The following is a 17,763-nucleotide window of genomic DNA, read 5'->3' on the forward strand; positions in this document are numbered from 1 at the left end:
GATACGACAAGCGCGGCTACATCTTCCTCGGCACCGCAACAGCGGCAGCCCTCACCATCTGGCTCCGAACATGATCGGCCGGACAAGTCCTAGTCGAGCGGCTTGAGTCGCTGATGCGGGCCGCCCTGAAGCCGGAGTACGAGGGCTACTACGGGCAGCTGATCCTCAGCGCGGACGATCTTGCGGAGATGGGCGATCTCAAGGACGTGCGACGTGCCGCCAGGGAAGCGGGGCGGCGTCTCGGCTGGAAGACGACCACCCACCTCGTCGGCGGGAGGCTCTTCGTGCTCGACGAGCGCGAGGTGCCCGAGCGGATCGAGCGGTTGGCTGGGAATGCGGCCGCTGCTGCGATGGACCGGTTCTGGGAAGAAAGCCGCCGACCGCGACTGACCTGATCCGGGGGAGACGCAAGGGGGCACCCCACCGCATCAGCGCGGCGGGGTGCCCCCTTCGGTTCCGGCGCCCCGGCACGAGTTAGGCACACATCACGCGGCGTCTTCCTCCAAGGCGGCCACCGTCTCGGCAGCCTCGCGAGCCTTCCTTTCGGCCTTCTCCAGCTTGGCCTTCTCCTTGGCCAACTGCTTGGCGCGGCGCTTGTGCATCTTCTTCGAGACCTCGTCCAGGCGGTCCGGGAAGAGGTGCCCGTACGTGTCCAAAGTCAGCGTCGCGGACTTTTGGCCCAGCATCGTCTGGACGACGTTGACGTCCGCGCCGCTGGCGATGGCGAGCGAACGATCTGCGCGTCCAGGCGGAGATCGAGCGCGACGGGGTGGCGACGCAGGCCAGGGACGAGGTCTCGCATCCGCGCCGCGACGCTGTCCCGGCCGCCGTGCGTGGCACACTCCTCCAGGCCCGCCCGGACCGCGTGGAGTTCGCGTGCGGTCTCCGCGACCGGGGCGAGGCTTCCAGCGTCGATCGCGTCGAGTTGGCCCACCAGATACCCGAGTGCGTCGGTCTCGGTGCTCGGCGCCTGCAAGCTCGTGATCAGCACCCGCCGCCGGATCAGCTCCGCCAACAGTTGACGCGCCTCCTCGGGACCGGCCTCGGGGAACTCCGCCTGGAGCTTGTTCACAAGGGTGCCGAACCGGATCGGCAGTCGGGCCGCGGCGAGGACGGCGTGCACCGGTTCGGTCAGGGCCAGGGACGCCTCGACCGCGCGAGTCCGGTCGTCCTGGACATCGGGCTGGAACGGCACGACGAGCCGGTCTCCCCGATACGTCACGGTGTTGTTGACGACGACGGGCAGCCGTTCGAGGAGGTCCGGGCACGACTCCAGCCGGTCGACCACGGCGGTCAGCCACTCTGCCCCCGCGCGGCCGACGGCCACGTGCTCCTCGCCCCAGTCCGCCCGTGCCTGCGGGCCGAACTCCGCGGTGGCCACGCCGGCGAACAGGCCGAAGGGCGTCGCCCGGTGCTGGGCCCGCAGCAGGTAGCGGGCCACGGACAGCGCCGCGCGCTGCACATCTCGAAGGGTGGGATGCTCAGCCGTGCACAGGGCTCCTACCTGCGCGGCCAGAACCGGGCTGGAGTGCTGGAGTGCATCGGCGACATCCTTGTCCGCCCACACAGCGCGTAGCCACGCCACACGGGCAGACGCACCACTGGGCGAGCGGTCATTGAGGTCAGGACATGGAGGAAACGGCAGCGAGGGCCGGGCCACGGCGCGCACGAGAGCGGTGGAACCAGCGCGGAACGCTGCGGGCGGAGCAACCACCAAGTACCTCCGTAGGTGAGGGGGCGGGCGACTGGTGCCGCCGCGGCGAGACGCGGCGGCACCAGACCGGAGTGATCTCGGAACCGGGTCAGGCGACGTTGGTGGTGCAGGCGCCGCAGGTGGACCCGCAGTTGTCGTCGGTCAGGTTGACCAGGCCCGCCGGATCGGCGATCTCAACGAGGGAGACGTCCAGGTCGAAGCCGTCCGATGCCCCCGGGATCTGCGGGCGTACTTCGGTGCGGCTGGGAACTACGGTGCTGCGCGTCATTCTTCAACTCCTCGTATTCGTTGTGGTGTTACTGGGCGGGAGCGCCCACCAAGTGCCGTCACGGGAGCGTTGCCACACGGCTGCTCCCCGGACGGCTCCTGGCCGCCCGGCACGAAGGGACGTGCTCCGCGTAGGAAGTCCCTCGCGGGCCGCCTGCCTCCTGCCGGGAAGTCGTGTGCCGGACGTCTGATCAAGCGGACGCCGGCCGCCGCCCCATGAAGTAGGCGAACGCCTGGGCCTTGAGGCGATCGAGGCACGGCTCGCACGCGTAGAAGGGGGCGTGCTGCCCGTCCCACTGCACCAGGCCGAGCCCAGATCTCCAGGACTCCGGTACGCCCGCAGCCGAGCCAGCAATCACCGGTGATCCACGGCCAGTCCATGGGGGGACGCCCCTTTCTCAGCTGGTCGGGATGGTCTATCTGGCGGCCTGACAGTTGGGAGGGCAGGCCCAGAGCTGGAACGGCAGCCCCGATGACGTATCTCGCCCAGCCGTCGACCGCTCGCTCCCAGTGGGCGGGCGCAGAGGGCGCAGTCCATGGCCATCTGCTGGCGGGGCCGGAGTCGGGCGAGGTCCGGAAGGGGCGAGGGTGCCGTGGCCGGGATGCTCACTTACCGCCCTCGGTGCGGAGTTCCGCCCAGACCTCTTTGCCCCAGGGCGTCTGCCCGAGCCGTGCAGGTCGTAGCCCCAACGGTCGGCGATAGCATCGACGAGGAGCAGCCCGCGCCCCCGACTCGTCGTCAGCCACCGGGCTGAGTATGGGCAGACGCGTTGGGTCCCGGTCCACGAACCCGACACGCAGTCGTGTCCCGCTCGGCCGCCCAACCGTGAGGCGAATCTCGGGACACGGACGGCGCCTGGAGGCGTTCGCGATGAGCTTCGTGATGATCAGCGCAGCACGGTCGGCGAGGCCGTCGAGGTGCCACACGCCGAGGACATCTCGGACGAGTTCGCGGCCGAACTCGGCCGTGGACGGCTCGCACGGGAAGGTCTGGCTGTAAGTGGGGTGGCCGACAGAGAGGGCCTCAACTGGTGTTCTCAGACTCGTCATTGAGGTGGAGCCTTCGTGTCGTCTCGGAGCCCGGCCCGCCCCTGCGAGGAAACCTCAGGGGCGGGCCGAGCCGTCAACAGCCGCCCGCACCGTGGGGCGCGGCGGGCGACCAGCACCCAGACAACACCCCTTCCCCGCAGGTTGGTTAGGACGTTCAGGTGCTCAGCCGACGGACCGACCTAGGGTGTTTTGACCTCTCCTTTACCTGGCGGGTGAGGATCGTGCGGGCTACCGTGCCCGCATGGACACCACCCGCAACAGCGTTCTTGAGGCGTGGATGACCGAACACGGCTACAGCTCCAACAGCCTCGCCGAGGCCGTGAACAGGGCCATTGAACGGTTGACCGGACGCCCTGGTGGACTCGACGGCTCGTCGGTCCGGGCCTGGAAAGCGGGCCGGGTCACCTGGCCAAAGTCAGTCGGCTGCAGGGCACTTGAGGACGTCACCGGACTACCCGCCATCGCCTTAGGGTTCGTGCCACGGAGCCGGCCTTCGTCCACCCCGGCCCAACCGCAGCAGGAGGACCCCGACATAAAGCGCCGCACCCTCGTCGGCAGCATCGCGGTGGCTGCCGCCGCAGCAGCCGCACCCGGCATGGCATCGCCGCGCCGTATCGGCATGAGCGACGTCAACCGCCTCAACAAGCGCTTCGCCGAGATCATCGCCAGCGACCACCGCCACGGCGGACAACTCGGCATCGAACAGCGGGCCGCCGCCCTTGCCGACGAGGCGCTCAACCTCCAGAACGCGGGCAGCGCCCACCCAACGGGTACGCAGCAACCTCTACGCCTCAGCAGCCGCCTTCCGCTCCTCCGCGATGTGGGCCGCCATCGACGGCCGGCGCTACGACGTCGCCAAGGCGCACATGCGTGAGGCCCAGGCCCTCGCCGAGATGTCTGGTGACCAGGCGATCAAGTTCCGCATCTGGAGCCACGCGGGCACTATGTACCGCCACATGGGCCGACCGGCGGAGGCGTTCGCTGCCAACGACGTCGCCCGCAACCTGCACCTGACCCGCCGTGACCCCCTCTTTGCCTCCCTTGGCCTGGCCCGCCAGGGGGCCATCCATGGCGCGGCACAGGACCGCACTGGTACCCGCCGGGCGTTCGAGCAGGCACAGGACGCCATGCTGCGCGCCGACCCCGCCGACTACCGGCCGGTGTGGATGCTCGCCTTCTACGACCAGTCCGAGCTGGACTCCCTGGCCCTCTCCGCGCACTTGGCCCTCGGTGACTACTCGACGGCCGAATACCACGCCCACCGCTGCCTGTCCGCCCTCCGGCCCCACATGATCCCGTCCCGCGCCATCACCACCACCCGGCTCGCCCACGCCCAGCTCGCTCAGGGCGCCCCCGACGCCGCCACAGTGACCGCGATGGCGGTCCCCGCCGAAGCCGCCACCCAGCACGCCCGGGTCACGCGCATGCTGCAGGGGTTCGGGGCCGCACTCCGCGCCACCGCGCCGGGAAGCTCCACCGTGCAGACCTGGACCGAGCACACCGCCACCTGGAGGATGGCCGCATGACCACGGCGCCCGCCATCGAACTGCGCACCTTCACCACCCTCGACACCGCCCGCGGCGACCTCCTCGACGTGTACGCCGACGTACGCGCCCCGCTCCTCCACCTGCCGAACTACGCCGTCACCGCGTGGGCGAACGACTGGACCGGCACGGCTCCGAACCGGGGTTCACGGCCGTCCTCGCATACGCCGACGGGCATCCGGTCGGCTACGCCTACGGCAACACCATCGAGCACGGCGACCGCTACTGGCAGCGCACCAGCCCGGCGCCGGCGGACACGTACACCGAGCGACCGGCCCTGGCCCTGAAGGAGATCGGCGTCCGACCGACCTGGCGGAAGACCGGCACCGCCCGCCGCATCCACGACGCCCTCCTTGCCACACGCGACGAGCCGTACGTCACGCTCATGGTCAACCCGGCCGCTGGCGACGGAAAGGTTGACGCGCTCTACAAGTCGTGGGGGTACAAGGACATCGGCCAGAGTCAGCCGTCACCGGCCTCACCGGTCCTCACCGTGATGATCCGCGCCATCCGCTGATGGCTGTGAGGGACATCGCGTCCCGTCCCTCACAGCCATAAGAAGTGACACGACCGTGAGACAGAGCACTCCGGGCAAGCCGTGAGACAGATGTAGGGCACGCAGATCACCAGGCCGTCCTACGCCACGGATCGGGAGACCTATAGCCGACGCTCGGCGGGCGCTGGTCTCCAGCACCCGCCGGCATGGCGTACGGTAGGGATCACCGACGCGGGGTGGAGCAGCTCGGTAGCTCGCTGGGCTCATAACCCAGAGGTCGCAGGTTCAAATCCTGTCCCCGCTACTGCATAACGTAGGGCCCGGATCCACACGGATCTGGGCCCTACGTCATTGCTGCCGACGGCCTTTTCGCTGCTGGCGGTTTCAAACCGTAGAAGCGGGTTTGGCGGGATTCATGACGCTCCCCCAGCAGCTGTCTATAGGTGACTGGATTTCGCCATCACGTGATCAGCCGTGCGTGGTGTCCACGGGTGCCAGTAGGGTTCTGAGTATTTCTTGGTGTGATCTTCTCGGCGCGCGGACCTGCGTGCCTTCGGCAGTGATGGGGAGCGAAGCGCAGTGGCCACGACCACGTCGGTGCACGACGTCATCAGAGCGATCCGTAACGGCTCTCTCGGGAACCGCGATCGTGGTACGCGCTTCGAGGAGCTGATCCGCCAGTACCTCAGCACCGACCCGCAGTGGACCGAGCAGTTCAGCCGGGTATGGATGTGGGCCGATTGGCCGGGGGCGGAACACGACAAACGCGACACAGGTATTGACCTTGTGGCTCAAGACCGGGAGACCGGAGGCTTCTGCGCGATCCAGTGCAAGTTCTACGACCCCAAGCACACCCTCCAGAAGGACGACATCGACTCCTTCTTCACGGCCTCCGGCAAGGGCGGGTTCACCCGCCGCATGATCGTCTCCACGACGGAGAAGTGGGGTGTCCACGCGGAAGCTGCACTGAACGACCAGCAGATCCCGGTCACTCGCCTTGGCCTGTCTGATATCGCCAACAGCCCGGTGGAATGGCATCTACCCGCGGCCGATGAGCCTTTCGAGCTACGCCTCCAGACGAAGAAGGCCCCGCGCAAGCATCAGCGTGCGGCAATCGACGACGTCTTCGCGGGCTTCGCCAACCACAACCGCGGCAAGTTGATCATGGCCTGCGGCACCGGCAAAACCTTCACTGGCCTGAAGATCGTGGAACGGCTCCAGCAGGAGCGCGCTGCTGCTGGCGAAAGCGAGCACACCACTGTCCTGTTCCTGGTGCCCTCCATTGCCCTGCTCTCACAGTCCCTGCGCGAGTGGTCGTTCGAGGCCGAGGCGCCGCTGCGTCCGTTCGCGGTGTGCTCGGATACCAAGGTCGGCAAGCAGCAGGGCGACAACAAGGACATGGCCACGCATGACCTGGCCCTGCCCGCCACAACGGACCCGGATCGCCTGATCAAGCAGATGGCCAGCGTGGAGACGGCTCCTGGACTGACCGTTGTTTTCTCCACCTACCAGTCCATCGCCACGATCGCGGAGGCCCAGAAGAAGGGCCTTGGCCGCTTCGACCTCATCCTGTGCGACGAGGCACACCGCACCACGGGTGTCACCCTGGCCGGCCATGACGAGTCGGCCTTCGTCCGGGTTCATGACGACAATTACCTCGGCGCCGATCGTCGCCTTTACATGACGGCCACCCCGCGCATCTACAACGAGGACACCAAAGCCGACGCCAAGAACGCGGCAGCCGTTCTGGCCTCGATGGACAACGAGCAGATGTACGGACCGGAGTTCCACCGTCTCGGCTTCGGCCACGCTGTGGAACAGGGACTACTCACCGACTACAAGGTCCTCATCCTCACCATCGACGAAGGAATCGTCGCCAAGACCCTTCAGGAAGGGTTCGCAGGCGGGTCCTCCGAGCTGAACATCGACGACGCCGCCAAGATCATCGGCTGTTGGAACGCCATGGCCAAGCGCACCGGCACCTTCGCCGACGGCTCCGGCTTCGCCGAGGGCGAGGCGCCCATGAAACGGGCCGTCGCCTTCGCCCGCTCCATCGCCGATTCCAAGGCGATCGCCGCGCGCTTTAACGAGGTCGTCGACGCCTACGACGACGCGGACGACGACGTGCTGCACTGCGAGGTGGACCACGTCGACGGCACGTTCAACACGCTGCAGCGCAACCGGCTCCTGGACTGGCTCAAGCAGGACCCGGGCCAGAACCAGGCCCGCATTCTCTCCAATGCCCGCTGCCTCTCTGAGGGCGTTGACGTTCCCAGCCTGGACGCCGTCCTCTTCCTCCACCCCCGCAATTCGGTGGTCGATGTCGTCCAGTCCGTCGGCCGCGTCATGCGCCTGGCCCCCGGCAAGAATTACGGCTACATCATCTTGCCGGTCGCAGTCCCGGCCGGGATGCTGCCGGAGAAGGCCCTCTCCGACAACCAGCGATTCAAGACGGTGTGGCAGGTCCTCCAGGCCCTGCGCGCCCACGACGACCGCTTCAACGCCACCGTCAACCAGATCGATCTGAACAAGAACAAGCCCGACAACAAGATCGGGATCGGTGCCATCGGGCCCAACGACGAGTCAATCGGCGACAATGACGGCTCCAGCACCGCGGATAGCGCACAGGAAGCCAAGGACAGGGAAGCCCAGAGCGCCCAGCACATCCAGGACGTCCTCTTCTCCGTCAGCGACTGGCGGGAAGCCATCTATGCCCGCATCGTCGACAAGGTCGGCGAGCGCCACTACTGGGAAGACTGGGCCAAAGACATCGCCCAGATTGCCGAGCGCCACGTCACCCGCATCAAGGCCGCACTGGCGATCCCCGAGAAGCAAGCAGCCTTCACGGAGTTCGTCAGCGAGTTGCGCGCGACGATAAATCCTGGCGTGACCGACTCCGATGCCGTCGACATGCTCGCCCAGCACATCGTCACCAAGCCGGTGTTCGACGCTGTGTTCAAGGACTACGGCTTCGCCAAGCACAACCCGGTCTCCAAGGCCATGCAGCGGATGCTCGACATCCTTGACGACCAGGGCCTGGACGCCGAGACAAAGACCCTTGAAGACTTCTACCACTCGGTGCGAGTCCGCGCGGAGGGCATCGACAACCACGAGGGCCGCCAGCGCGTCATCGTCGAGCTCTACGACAAGTTCTTCAAGACCGCCTTGCCCAAGACCGCCAACGCCCTCGGCATCGTCTACACGCCGATCGAAGTCGTCGACTTCATCCTCCGAGCCGCCGAACAAGCCCTGGCCAAGCACCTCGGCCGTTCCCTCTCGGATCAGGGCGTCCAGATCATCGACCCCTTCGTCGGCACTGGTACCTTCCCCGTGCGACTCCTTCAATCCGGACTCATCCGGCCGGAAGACCTGCTCCGAAAGTACACGAGTGAGCTCCACGCCAACGAAATCGTGCTCCTCGCGTACTACATCGCCGGCGTCAACATCGAGGCTGCCTTCCATGACCTTGCCGGGGGCGACTACGAGCCCTTCGAAGGCATCGTTCTGACGGACACGTTCCAGCTCGCCGAGGGCACAGCGAAGCTGGACGGTATGGAAGTCCTGGAAGGCAACAGCGAGCGGGCGAAGAAGCAGCAGGGACAAGACATCACCGTCGTCGTGGGCAATCCTCCGTACTCGGTGGGACAGGACAGCGCGAATGACTCAAATCAGAATCTGAAGTATGAGGCGCTCGACAGGCGCATTTCCGAAACCTACGTGGCTCGCTCCACCGCCACGCTCAAGAACTCACTGTACGACTCCTATATTCGCGCAATCCGTTGGGCATCCGACCGCATCAAGGATGAGGGCATGGTCGCCTTCGTATCTAACGGCGGCTACATCGACGGCAACACCGCGGATGGCCTTAGGAAGTCCCTGACAGACGAGTTCAGCACGATCTACTGCTACAACCTTCGGGGAAATCAGCGTACGCACGACTGGAAACGAGAGGGGGGGAAGATCTTTGGCTCGGGGAGCCAGAACACCGTTGCCATCCTGATACTCATCAAGGGAGGCAAGGACGTCGGAAAAGAATGCGCCATGCATTACTGCGCTATCGGCGACTCTCTCAGCCGCGAGGACAAGCTCCGCATCCTCGCCAGGCAGGACCTCCACACCGTTGACTGGCGGCAGATCACGCCGAATGCGTCCGGCGACTGGGTAAATCAGCGTGACGAACGGTTCGCCACCTTCCAGGCCATCGGTAAGAAGGACAGGAAAGACTCTTCAGTATCGACTTTCGAGGTGCACTCCAGCGGTCTAATGACAGGTCGCGACTCCTGGGTCTACAACTTCTCCAAGCAGCGCCTCACGGAAAACGTGGAGTCGACGATTGACTTCTACAACAGCCAGGTAGATGGGTTCGTGGATCACTGTAAAACCGTAGGCGTCGTGGCTCCCAAGGCGTCGGACGTGGAAAAGTTCATCGATCTCGACCCGAAGAAGATCAGCTGGGATAGGGCCGACAAGACTCGCATTTCCAAGGGAGAGAAGTATTCCTTCCTGAGAGAGCGAATCTTCACTTCGTTCTACCGCCCCTTCACGCGCGAGTTCGCCTACTTCGATCGGAAGCTCAACAACACGGTCTATCAACTCCCGCAAATTTTCCCCACGCCGACGCATGAGAACTTCGGGTTCTACATCACAGGCACCGGGACTGATGAGCCCTTCTCCGTCCTAATGACAGACGCGGTTCCCGACCGTCATGCCGTCGGCACCAAGAGCATCGGCCCGCACTTCCCCCGCTACACGTATCGCGAGCTGGGCAAGGGAGACGACCTGTTCGCTGCCATTGAGGGCGACGGCTATGAACGCGTTGACAACATCACCGATGCGACCCTCCGCTCCTACTTGCAGAGCTACGACGACCCCGCGATCACCAAGGACGACGTCTTCTACTACAGCTACGGGCTGCTGCACTCACCGGAGTACCGCGAGCGCTTCGCCGCCGACCTCAAGAAGTCCCTCCCCCGCATCCCCAAGGTGAGCGATTTCCGAGGCTTCGCCGAGGCCGGCCGACGACTCGCCGATCTTCACCTCCGCTACGAGCAAGCAGATCCGTACGCGGGCATCATCGAAAAGGTCTCCGGTGATGTATCCGGCACGCCGCCCCGAGAGCTGTACCGGGTTGCCAAGATGAAGATCCCGAAGGTGAAGGGCAAGCCGGATCGTTCGACTGTCATCTACAACAACCGCATCACCCTGACCAACATCCCAGAGGAGGCGTACCGCTACCAACTGGGTGCGCGGTCTGCGATCGAATGGATCATCGATCGCTACCAGTTCACGGTCGACACCAAGGGCAAGAGCGGCCTCACCAACGACCCCAACGACTGGTCCGATGACCCCCGCTACATCATCGATCTCCTCAAGCGGATCGTGACCGTCAGTCTGGAGACGATGAAGATCGTGGACGAGCTACCGCAGCTGGACATCTTGGAGTAGCCAACAACAGGTGGGCGCGGCGTCGAACCTACGCAACGCCGGGTTGGAGGACGTCCGTGCGTGAGCGATGTGTGCGCGGGTGATCGAGCACCAGTCGTCACATCCCGGGACCGAAGATCACACGGGGTGGCACTGACCTGCAAGGACAGCACCACCCAGCACCAGCAAGCACCCCCGATCAAGGATCCAATCCCACTCCTAAAGCGGGTGTCGCGTTCGAATCCTGCCGGGGGCACAGAGAAACACCTGGTCAGAGGCCCTTCCGTTTAGACCGCGGAGGGGCCTCTGCTCCTCCAGAGCCGATGCAGCGCACGAAAAAAAGGCGTCGCATCGCACGGGCGACCAGACACCGCCTTGAGGGCCTCTCGACGTTCGGTGATGTTGCACTTACCGTGTGTTGAGTTGGACACCGGGAGTGTGCTGGCCTCTGGGGGCGGGATGCAGCGCAGGGACGGGTTTCGGCGGATCATCAGCGAGTTTGGTGCGACCTGCAAGCAGGCACTGGTGCACGGGCAGAAGGAAGCCGCGATCCGTCGCGCAGTGGAGACGCTCCTCGCCGACGCGACGAACCTGCTGGGTCTACAGGCTGTCCTGCATGCAGAGGTCGCGATCGCCGCGCACCGCATCCGTCCCGACTTGGCAGTGCGCATTGGGAAGTTACCGCGCAACATCGTCGGCTACGTCGAGTTGAAGAGCCCGGACAAGAGCGTGATCCATCCCGGCGGACTGAATCAGCGCGACCGCCGTCAGTGGGAGGGCATGTCGAAACTCCCGAACTTGATTTATACCAACGGTCAGACATGGATCATGTACCGCTCGGGCCGACAACGCGGCGAAACCATCCATCTAGAAGGCGATCTACGCACTGCCGGCTCTCGCTTGCAGCTGTCTGCTGCCGACGAGGTCGCCTTAGAAGCGATGCTGACCGCGTTCTTCAGCTGGCAGCCGCAACCGCTGACGTCGATGCGGGAGGTGGTCGCACAGGTGGCGCCCCTGTGCACCCTCCTGCGTGATGCAGTCCACGAGCGCCTCGACGCCGAAGCCGGTCTCCCACGCCACCAGCGCCCCTTCGCCGACCTGGCATCCACTCTTGAGATCGACCTCTTTCCCACCACCGACGATCGCGACAAACGCGCGGCTTTCGCCGACCGCTACGCCCAGTCCGTAACCTTTGCTCTCCTGCTCGCCGGCTCCGACACCACCGATGGCAACACCAGCTCATTGGCCAGTGTGAGCCTCCACGAGATAGGTCGACGTCTGGGGGCGGAGCACTCCGTCATGGGCCGTGCCCTGCAGATCCTCACCGACCAGGTCGAAGGAGAGTTCCGCGACAGCCTCGACATGCTCATCCGCGTCATCGATGCCATCGACTGGAGAAGTGCTCTGGCCGACGACCCCGGCTTCCACATCCATCTCTACGAGCACTTCCTGCAGGAATACGACGCCGACCTGCGCAAGAACTCCGGCACCTACTACACCCCAGCCTCGCTGATGACGGAGATGATCCGCCTTGTCGACGAGGTGCTAGCCACCACGCTGGATTGCCCGGACGGTTTCGCCGATCCCGGTGTTTCAATCATCGACCCTGCAATGGGCACCGGCACGTTCCTCACCGGCATCATTGACCTCGTCGCCCGCAAGCGGACCGAAGGCGGAAACGAAGGCTTCCGCTCCGAATCGGTACAAGAACTGGCCGGCCGACTGATCGGGTTCGAGAAGCAGATGGGCGCCTTCGCCGTCGCTCAGATGCGTGTCGGGCAGATGCTGCGCCGACTCAATGCACGTGTGCGGCTGCGTGACATGCGGCTGCACCTAGCCGACACCCTTGCCGACCCCTGGCGACCTAGGCGCTGTTTCTCGGATCTTCCTCCGCGGGTGGGGTATCGGGGGCAGGCTGACTCCATGAGACGCGGAGACCTGACGAATGCGGAGTGGGATCGGCTGGAGTCGTACTTACCTCGCGGTGGTGCACGTGGGGGCCGGTGGAGCGATCACCGACGGGTGATCAACGGGGTGCTGTACCGGGTCCGCACAGTGGCGGGATCTGCCCGAGCGGTTCGGGCCGTGGGAGACGGTCTACAAACGCCATCGCCGCTGGTCGGCGGACGGTACCTGGCAGATGCTCCTGTCGAAGGTGCAGGCCGCCGAGGACGCCGCAGGCCGGATCGACTGGGATGTGTCCGTCGACTCCACGGCGGTGCGGGCTCACCAGCATGCTGCCGGCGCAAGGAAGGCACCGCCCGCCGCGGTTCCTCAAAAGGGGGTTCGCACGCGGACGAACCAGGTCGATCCGGTTCTTCGGAAACTGGCCGTCCGACTGGAGAAGGTGGTCAGATCGGCGAGTGCCTGGGACGCTCCCGCGGCGGCTTCACCACCAAGATCCACCTCGCAGCGGACGGACGATGCCGACCGCTCGCCGTTGTCCTGACGCCCGGACACTACGGAGACGGCCCCCAACTGCAGCCTGTCCTGGAGCGGGTGGCGGTGCCCCGCAGCGGCGTCGGTAGGCCTCGCAGCCGACCCGACCACGTCCTGGCCGACAAGGCCTACACATCCCGCAAAAACCGCCGCTACCTGCGACGACGCGGAATATCGCACACCATCCCCGAACGACTCGACCAACGCAGACACCGACGCAACCGCGGTTCCCGCGGTGGTCGGCCCACCGGGTTCGACCGCGAACGCTACAAGAAGCGCAACACAGTTGAACGCGCCATCAACCGACTCAAAGGCTTCCGCGCGGTCGCCACACGCTACGAGAAACGGGCCTACATCTATCTCGGCACCATCACCCTCGCAACCCTCGTGATCTGGCTCCGCACATGATCCGAGAAACAGTGCCTAGTGAACTCTTCGATCGATACGGCGCCTTGTGGGGGCCTTTACGTGATGACGCCGAGGCTGCCAGCACCATCCAGCGCAACGAACGCATCACCGTCGTCATCGGCAACCCTCCCCACCGCGAACAGGCAGAAGGCCAAGGTGGATGGATAGAGAAGGGTTCTCCGGGCCGCGGTGCTCCGCCTCTGGACGCCTTCGGGCTACGCGGTGCGGCAGGCGTGTACGAGAACAAGCTGAAGAGCCTGTGCACCTACTTCTGGCGCTGGGCCACCCACAAGGTCTTCGACCAGCACGACGACCACCGTCATGGCGTCGTCTGCTTCGTGAGCACCGGCGGCTTCATCCGGGGCGCAGGTTTCCAGGGGATGCGCTCCTACCTGCGGCACACCTGCACCGAGGGCTGGGTCATCGACCTCACACCCGAGACCAAAAGGCCGCCGGTCAACAGCCGCTTCTTTCCTGGAGTCCAACAGGAGTTAGCAATCGCAATCTTCGTCCGCCGGCAAGGCGAGCGGCGAGACGAACTGGCTCCCGTCCACTATGCGGCCGTTCATGGCACCCGCCACGATAAAGAAGAACAACTGCACAACTTGCATATCAACGGTCCCGGCTGGCGCAGGTCACGACCTGCCGAGTTCGCCCCCTTCACACCCGCCTCTCAGAGTGGGTGGGACGCCTTCCCCGCTCTCACCGACCTCATGCCATGGCACAAGCCCGGCATCAAGCCCAACCGAAACTGGGTCATCAGTCCCTCGAAAACCCTCCTGCAACGACGCTGGAACCTGCTCATCCAAGAACGCGACCCGGCCACAAAGCAAGCGCTGTTCAAGGAGACGGGCGACCGCACCCTGGACAAAGAAGCCCTCCAGATTCCTGGGCATCCCCACCCACCGACCCTCCTCCGCGACGAGCAGAACCCCTGTCCTACTCCGGTACGCATCGCTCGCAGAGCCTTTGATCGCCAGTGGCTCATACCCGACGGACGTGTCATCGACCGCTCCCGTCCAGAGCTGTGGCAAGCCTCCGTCGACGGCCAGCTCTTCGCGGTCGAACAGCACACCCAACGCCTGAAGACCGGCCCGGCACTGCTCTTTACCGCTCTCATCCCGGACATGCACTACTTCAACGGCAACGGCGGTCGTGTGCTGCCGCTCTTGCACACCGACCGCACCCCCAACATCGCCCCCGGGCTGTTGCACCACCTCGCAAACTCCTACGGCCTCCAAGAGGTCCTTGCTGAGGACCTGCTGGCCTACATCGCCGCCGTCACCGCCCACCCCTCGTTCGCCGAACGCTATGCGGACGACCTCAACTCCCTCGGCGTACGGATCCCCTTGACCGCAGCTAGTGACCTCTGGCACGAGGGCGTCAGCCTGGGACACCACATCCTGTGGGCTTCCACCTTCGGCACACGCTGCATCAATCCGAGTGCCGGCCGCCCAGCAGGCTCATCGAACTGGTGGCGGCGTCTGCACCCCGAGATCACATACGCCCGAGAAGTCGCGCCTGCCACTCTCCCCTCCACAATCACCTACGACGCCGGAAACGAGCATCTGATCATTGAGGGAGGCGTCTTCACCGGTGTCACCCCGCGTATGCGGAACTACACCACTGGAGGGCGCAACGTGCTCGACAGCTGGCTCGGCTACCGCAGCAACCGCGCCACCGGCAAAGTCACCAGCGAACTGGATCGCGAGCGTTCCGAGGGCTGGGCAGCTGAATGGAGCCGGGAGCTTGTCGAAATCCTCGCCGTACTCAGCCACCTGACCTCCCTGGAACCGCAGCAGGCGGGGTTACTCAACCGCATCATCGTGGCGCCTCTGATCGACGTCGCTGAGCTCACCCGACGCCGCATCCTTCCGGTACCCGAACACTCAGAGCACGGCCACACCGGCCCGGCCAGCGATTTCCTGCCTGGCATGGAATCAGCCGATGGCCAACTGCCTGGGCCCGTCGAGCCTCTAACCCCACCGAACGACCCCCCAGGAGCCGCCCCGCCCGGGCGACATTCACCTGTGCGACCCGGCCCACGCACTCGCCAGCCCCGCCGCCGGTCCTGATCAGCCCAGAGACGGTAACCAGTCCTTCGCAACGCTCTCGCCTGCCTACTTACCGACGCCCTCGCTAGTCGCTGACCGCTCGTCGGGGCGTGACCCGCCAGAACGGATTCAGCACACATGGGGCCGGGAAACGTCGTGACACGTGAGAACTACGGAGGGGTGTTTCCCCAGGCCAGACCCCTATCGTCTACGTTTCCGCAGGTCACAGCCCCGCCCAGGGAAAACTCCTAAAGCGGGTGTCGCAGGTTCGAATCCTGCCGGGGGCACAGCACGTCAAGCCGCTGACCTGGGGGTTTCACCCCCAGAAAGGCATGCCATCTGGCCTCGGACTCCTCGTCCGGGGCCGTTTGCGTGAGCGGTGCATGAGCGGACGGAGAGTTGATCTCCGGAATTCCTCCCAACGGCGTCGGTCTCGTCATCATCCGGTTCGGGACGTCTCTCCGACGGCGGCTGTTCGCTGGAGGACTTCTTGCCGTAGGCCGCCTTGGACCTTGTCACCGACGACCGTGCCGGATCCGTGGTTGTGCTGTTCCCGGTGCTCAGTGTCCGCCATCTGGCGATCCGCCGTGGTTGAAGATCACGTCACCTTGTACGTCACGGCCTTGTGTCGACGCATCCTTCAAGCCATCTCTGAGTGACGCGTACGTCCGCGCACGTCCTTCGGTGACTTGAGACGAACCCTTCGTTCCCACATGAAGTCCCTGATCCCAGCGGTGGCCGTCCGCCGGCAACCACACAAGCGTCCGCCTCAAACCGAGGATGAATCGGCCATCTCGAAAAGGTCCAGTCGGTCGTGACCTTGTTGTCCTCTAGTGATCACTGGCTGCCATATGCAGGATGAGGCGCGGTCTCGCACTGAATCACGGGGGAAGTTGCACGGATGGCCCTGTTCGCTTGGCGGAGCACACGCTCCATACCCGCGTCCTCCAATGGCAGCGGGCCCGGAACGCCGGAGCCAGCGCCTGGAATACCAGTCGATGCGGGGTCGGTCGACTCCTTCACGTAGGTACCGGCGACAGGCCCGCCCCCGACTCGGCCATTAAGATTCCACCGACCCCCTGTTGAACTAGGCGCTACGGGAGTGGTTTCTCCGCCTTCTCTCAGAAAGCGTCTCGTCGCTTGCTTCTATCGCTACAAGCGTTCCTTGCCCTTGCTCTACGCGCTCGTCAACAATATTTCGAAGGGTTTCTACGTCAACACCCACGCTGCCAATAAATCCATCTTGAACAAGTTCGATAAACTGCGAATTCGTGAGATAGCGCTCCACTTGCTCATAGCCGAGATTTCGCCCTTGCCCGCGAGTAGCAGTTGCAGAATCTTGTAGTAGCAGACGAATATACGTTACCGGCAAGATCAGCCCATTCGTTGGCGCCGCGTCGCCCGCGGAGTCCTCTTCTGTCCAGTGAGCAAGTTTAATGAAGCAGTGATCACTAGACAATCGCCAATCGCGCGCGGCGGCCGGCACTCGACTTTTCCTATTCACGGCTTCAAGTCGATCAATCTGAACGTGCAGTCGATCATTAGGGCCTACGTACATGGGGCGCCCACCCTGGCCCAGTTTCTTATATTGAACGAGTGTAAAACTGTGAGTACCGTGGTGATAGTAGATCAAATCTGTCCCGAGCCGACCTTCGATGGGAGTGGCATTTACGTTAGCTATTTCCAGCCGTCGGGCTCCATCCGTAAAGACCTGGATATCACACCTTCCTTGCGGATACTTACCCCCGGACCATCCGTCGAAGAAACGCGTGTCGTGCTCCATAAGGGCCGCCTCGGTGGGATCGCGTATCAGACCAGCCAAGTACGGCGCGTTCCTGTCGGTCGGCCTGCGCCACACCCCCGCAAGTGCCGTAGAAAATTGACCGATGCGCAATATCGTCCGCATAGCGTCACGCTCTTCGCGCCAGAATTGCTCTTCAGGCGAGACCGAGTCTAGCGAGTCTGAATTCACCGCAACCTCAAGGAAGTTCAACAGTTCGTTCATTTCGGGGCGCAAGTACCGGACAGCTCCAAGCGTTGCCCTGGCCATATCCTTAGCCAGCGGGTAGATTCCGGAAGGCTCCATGGCGGCGACTTGAAGAGCACGCCCCTCATGCTTTCGAAGGACGCGAGTCAGGTCTGTCAGAGATACAGGTCGCGACACCTTGCGGACCAGTTTGATGCGTGCGCGATAGTCCAACGAGGTTGACTTCTGATGGATTCCGCTAAGCATTGCACCAACCCAGACAAGGGAAACATTTTCCATATCACTCTTAGACGTCGTTTCTTATGGCGTGGTCAGTCGTTGAACGATGCATGGCGGATCTGGTTGAGCGGTTGGTGCCGGATGAGTTGTGGGTGTTGTTC

General features: G+C 64.4%; 6 protein-coding genes, 1 tRNA gene and 6 pseudogenes. 8 read left to right on the plus strand and 5 right to left on the minus strand.

Annotation, left to right across the window (positions count from 1 at the left end; genetic code table 11):
* Positions 1–113 precede the first annotated feature (113 nt).
* Positions 114–395, plus strand: coding sequence for a hypothetical protein (locus tag ACFYYH_RS34060; protein ID WP_388559685.1), 282 nt, complete (start codon positions 114–116; stop codon positions 393–395).
* A gap of 90 nt (positions 396–485) precedes the next feature.
* Here ACFYYH_RS34060 and ACFYYH_RS34065 read toward each other — a convergent pair whose 3' ends face one another.
* The 4 genes and pseudogenes from ACFYYH_RS34065 to ACFYYH_RS34080 all read right to left on the minus strand — a co-directional run bounded on the left by ACFYYH_RS34065 (position 486) and on the right by ACFYYH_RS34080 (position 3,031).
* Positions 486–656 (minus strand): hypothetical protein, encoded by a 171-nt coding sequence (locus ACFYYH_RS34065; protein ID WP_388559688.1) that lies wholly within the window; start codon positions 654–656, stop codon positions 486–488.
* 50 nt (positions 657–706) lie between these two features.
* Positions 707–1,585: pseudogene (locus ACFYYH_RS34070) on the minus strand (lantibiotic dehydratase); the annotation flags it as partial.
* 217 nt (positions 1,586–1,802) lie between these two features.
* Positions 1,803–1,982, minus strand: a complete 180-nt coding sequence (locus ACFYYH_RS34075) for an FxLD family lanthipeptide (RefSeq protein WP_016825826.1) — start codon at positions 1,980–1,982, stop codon at positions 1,803–1,805.
* Between the two features lie 605 nt (positions 1,983–2,587).
* Positions 2,588–3,031 (minus strand): annotated as a pseudogene (locus tag ACFYYH_RS34080) (ATP-binding protein).
* Between the two features lie 619 nt (positions 3,032–3,650).
* On the opposite strand from ACFYYH_RS34080, the pseudogene ACFYYH_RS34085 reads away from it, so the two are divergent.
* From ACFYYH_RS34085 to ACFYYH_RS34115, 7 genes and pseudogenes are all read left to right on the plus strand, one after another.
* Positions 3,651–4,557 (plus strand): annotated as a pseudogene (locus ACFYYH_RS34085) (hypothetical protein).
* Positions 4,554–5,092 (plus strand): annotated as a pseudogene (locus tag ACFYYH_RS34090) (GNAT family N-acetyltransferase). Before ACFYYH_RS34085 ends, ACFYYH_RS34090 begins: the two co-directional pseudogenes overlap by 4 nt.
* Positions 5,093–5,301: 209 nt before the next feature.
* Positions 5,302–5,375: transfer RNA gene (locus ACFYYH_RS34095), tRNA-Met, on the plus strand.
* Positions 5,376–5,650: 275 nt separating this feature from the next.
* A complete protein-coding gene (locus ACFYYH_RS34100) occupies positions 5,651–10,516 on the plus strand; it encodes a DEAD/DEAH box helicase (RefSeq protein WP_388559692.1) in 4,866 nt (1,621 codons plus the stop codon).
* Positions 10,517–11,857: 1,341 nt separating this feature from the next.
* Positions 11,858–12,346 (plus strand): annotated as a pseudogene (locus ACFYYH_RS34105) (N-6 DNA methylase); the annotation flags it as partial.
* Positions 12,347–12,418: 72 nt separating this feature from the next.
* A pseudogene (locus ACFYYH_RS34110) lies at positions 12,419–13,342 on the plus strand (IS5 family transposase).
* Positions 13,339–15,417, plus strand: coding sequence for a type ISP restriction/modification enzyme (locus ACFYYH_RS34115; RefSeq protein WP_388559695.1), 2,079 nt, complete (start codon positions 13,339–13,341; stop codon positions 15,415–15,417). Before ACFYYH_RS34110 ends, ACFYYH_RS34115 begins: the two are co-directional and overlap by 4 nt.
* Before the next feature lie 1,066 nt (positions 15,418–16,483).
* Here the strand turns inward: ACFYYH_RS34115 and ACFYYH_RS34120 are convergent.
* Positions 16,484–17,596, minus strand: a complete 1,113-nt coding sequence (locus ACFYYH_RS34120) for a hypothetical protein (RefSeq protein WP_388559698.1) — start codon at positions 17,594–17,596, stop codon at positions 16,484–16,486.
* Positions 17,597–17,763 lie beyond the last annotated feature (167 nt).

It is taken from the genome of Streptomyces sp. NPDC002018, assembly GCF_042890865.1.
Classification (GTDB): Bacteria; Actinomycetota; Actinomycetes; order Streptomycetales; family Streptomycetaceae; genus Streptomyces.

Coding starts and splice junctions, on each gene's coding strand:
- ACFYYH_RS34115 (WP_388559695.1), top strand. CDS start 13,339: ATGATCCGAGAAACAGTGCCTAGTGAACTCTTCGATCGATACGGCGCC.
- ACFYYH_RS34075 (WP_016825826.1), bottom strand. CDS start 1,982: ATGACGCGCAGCACCGTAGTTCCCAGCCGCACCGAAGTACGCCCGCAG.
- ACFYYH_RS34060 (WP_388559685.1), top strand. CDS start 114: ATGCGGGCCGCCCTGAAGCCGGAGTACGAGGGCTACTACGGGCAGCTG.